The following is a 2,905-nucleotide window of genomic DNA, read 5'->3' as shown; positions in this document are numbered from 1 at the left end:
AGGTGGCCGGGCTGGTCGTACAGCTCGTTCTCGATCTGGATCGCGACGATCGGGCCGCCGTGCGCCCGGTCCAGGCCGCGCAGCTGCTCGGCGATCGCCGCGTACCAGGCGCGTACGGGTGCCAGGTAGGCGGGGTCGTCGGTGCGGGGCACGCAGTCGCGGGCGAGCAGCCAGTCGGGCAGGCCGCCGTTGCGCACCTCCGCGTGCACCCAGGGGCCGATGCGGGGGACGAAGTCCAGGCCGTGGCGGGCGCACAGCTCGGCGAAGCGGCGCAGGTCGAGGTCGCCGTCGAAACGGACGCGGCCCTCGGTCTCCTCGTGGTGGATCCAGATGACGTAGGCGGCGACGGCCGTGATGCCGCCCGCCTTCATCTTCAGCAGTTCCTCCTCCCACTCCCCCGCCGGACAGCGCGAGTAGTGGAACTCGCCGGAGACCGGGAACCAGGGGCGCCCGCCGCGGGTGAGCCGCCGGCTGGTCACCTCGATCGGGTCGGGGACACCGGGGGCGTCGGCGAACGGGAGGTGGCCGGTGAGCGGGGGTGCGCCGGGGGCGGGGACACGCAGCCGGTGCGGCCGCGGATGCCGGTGCTGGGGCTGGGTCGTCATCAGGGCTTCTCCGGTCCGAGGTCGGGGGTGTCGGTGAGCTGGGCGCGACCGGTGGTGGTGGCGTGCAGTTCGAGCAGGAGCAGCTCGTTGCGGCCGGGGCGCAGGACGGGCGCGGGGACGTACAGGGTGCGCTGCGGTCCGCGGTTCCAGTAGCGGCCGAGGTGGAAGCCGTTGATCCAGGCCTGGCCCTTGGTCCAGCCGGGCAGGGCGAGGAAGGCGTCGGCCTCCTCGTCGATCTCGAAGGTGCCGTGGTGGAAGGCGGGGCCGGTGGCCGGGGCGGGGCCGAGGGTGAGGGCGCTGAGGTCGTCCAGGGGCAGCGGACGGCAGTCCCAGCCTTCGAGCGGGGTGCCGTCGAGGAGGACCGGGCCGAGCAGGCCCTTGGGGGCGCCGATGCGGGGGCCGTAGTTGACGCCGCCCATGTTCTCGACCAGCACCTCCAGGGCGGCGCCGGACCGGGGCACGCGGACGGGCAGGGCCTCTTCGTGCCGTTCGCGTTCGAGTACGCCGGCGGGGGCCCCGTCGAGGAAGACCTGGGCGCGGTCGCCGACTCCGCCCGTGAAGTGGAGTACGCCGTCACCGGCGGCCGGGACGGTGGTGCGGTAGAGGACGTAGCCGGCGCGCTGCCCCAGCTCGTGCTGGGTGAGCGGGGCACGGGGAGCGTGGACCGGCTCGGCGTGCGCGAGGGCGTACGGCAGCAGCGGGGCCCGGCGGTCCAGCTCGACGGCGACCGGCGGGAGTTTGCGGCTCGGGGCGGGCACGGGCTCGTCGGGGACCGGGGCGTGGCGGGCGATCACCTCGCGGAAGGCGTGGTACTTCGGTCCCGGGTCGCCGTGCTCGGTGAGCGGGGCGTCGTAGTCGTAGGAGGTGACGACGGGGGCGTAGGCGTGGTCGTGGTTGGCGCCGTTGGTGAAGCCGAAGTTGGTGCCGCCGTGGAACATGTAGATGTTGACCGACGCCCCGGCCGCGAGCAGCCGGTCGAGGTCGGCGGCGGCGTCGGCCCCGCTGCGGGTGTGGTGCTCCTCGCCCCAGTGGTCGAACCAGCCCACCCAGAACTCGGTGCACATCAGCGGCCCCTCACTCCGGTGGGCGCGCAGCCGGGCCAGGTTCTCCTCGACGCGGCTGCCGAAGGTGCCGGTGGCGAGGGTGCCGGGCAGGCTGCCGTTCGCCTGGTGCTCGGGGATGGCCTGGTCGCAGGTGAACAGCAGCTCCTGCACGCCGCGTGAGCGGAAGGCCTGGTGCAGGTGGGTCAGGTAGGCGGTGTCGTCGCCGTAGGCGCCGTACTCGTTCTCGACCTGGACGGCGATGACCGGGCCGCCGGAGGCCGCCAGGTGCGGCAGCAGCGGGGGCAGCAGCAGGTCCAGGTAGCGGTCGATGGCACCGGTGAACCGTGGGTCGCTGCTGCGCAGCCGGATGTCCGGGTCGGCGGTGAGCCAGGAGGGCAGGCCGCCGCCGTCCCACTCGGCGCAGATGAACGGGCCCGGGCGGAGCAGCACGTGCAGGCCTTCGGCCCGGGCGAGTTCCAGGTAGCGGGGCAGGTCGAGGATGCCGCCGAGGACGACGGGGCCGTCCGGGTCGGGCTGGTGCAGATTCCACGGCACGTAGGTCTCCACCGTGTTCAGGCCCATCAGGCGGGCCTTGTGCAGGCGGTCGGCCCACAGGTCCGGGTGGATCCGGAAGTAGTGCATGGCGCCGGAGATGATCCGCAGCGGCCGGCCGTGCAGCAGGAATCCGTCGGAGGTGGTGGTCAGGGCGGGCATCGGGGGTGGGTCCTCTCGGCCGAGGCGGTGCGGTGGAGTGCGGTGCGGTGCGGTGCGGTGCGGTGCGGTGCGGTGCGGTGCGGTGCGCCTGAGTGTTACCGGTAACATCACCGACGTCAAGATCCTCGGGGAGCAGCGGAGAAAGGGCTTTCCGGCCATCGTGACCGGCCGTGCCCCGAACGGGCCAGCGCGGGCAGCGCCGCGACGGAGAGGTGGTACGGATAGCCCACCCGTACCGAGCGAGGAGACGAACGTGCAGCCCTCGAACCAGCCCTACGGTCCGCAGCAGATGTCGTACGGCGACGGCCCCGCCACGGACGAGGCCCCGCCCGCGCCCCGGCTCGACACCGCCCGGCTCTGGGCCGGCGGCGTCATGACCGCCGGGGTCGCCGGACTCACCGCCGTGGGTGCCGTGCTGATGGTGCGCGGAGTGTTCGGCATCGCGGTGTTCGCCCCGGAGGGCGACGGTGCGGAGGGCGACGGCTCGACCGGACTGCTGGCGGCCGGCGCTGCGGCGACCGCCCTCGCCGCGACCGCGCTGCT

Annotated in this window: 2 protein-coding genes and 1 pseudogene; 1 reads left to right on the top strand and 2 read right to left on the bottom strand. The window is 73.9% G+C overall.

The features are described 5' to 3' along the window. Both CCN42_RS13730 and CCN42_RS13725 read right to left on the bottom strand, forming a co-directional pair. A partial coding sequence (locus tag CCN42_RS13730; protein ID WP_211294699.1) for a beta-galactosidase occupies positions 1 to 605 on the bottom strand: 605 nt, incomplete at its 3' end. Then, on the bottom strand, positions 605 to 2,362 hold the full coding sequence (locus CCN42_RS13725) for a glycoside hydrolase family 35 protein (RefSeq protein ID WP_086735768.1): 1,758 nt from the start codon (positions 2,360 to 2,362) through the stop codon (positions 605 to 607). The genes CCN42_RS13730 and CCN42_RS13725, both read right to left, overlap by 1 nt. 253 nt (positions 2,363 to 2,615) lie before the next feature. Between CCN42_RS13725 and CCN42_RS13720 the strand changes: the two are divergent. Beyond that, a pseudogene (locus CCN42_RS13720) lies at positions 2,616 to 2,905 on the top strand (hypothetical protein); the annotation flags it as partial.

The sequence above is a fragment of the Streptomyces glaucescens genome (assembly GCF_002154375.1).
GTDB classification, from domain to species: Bacteria; Actinomycetota; Actinomycetes; order Streptomycetales; family Streptomycetaceae; genus Streptomyces; species Streptomyces glaucescens.
The sequence above is the reverse complement of the archived record's forward strand: the minus strand, read 5'-3'. Positions and strand labels throughout refer to the sequence as shown.

Excerpts from the sequence above, each read along its gene's own strand:
- CCN42_RS13725 (WP_086735768.1), bottom strand. The coding sequence starts at position 2,362 with ATGCCCGCCCTGACCACCACCTCCGACGGATTCCTGCTGCACGGCCGG.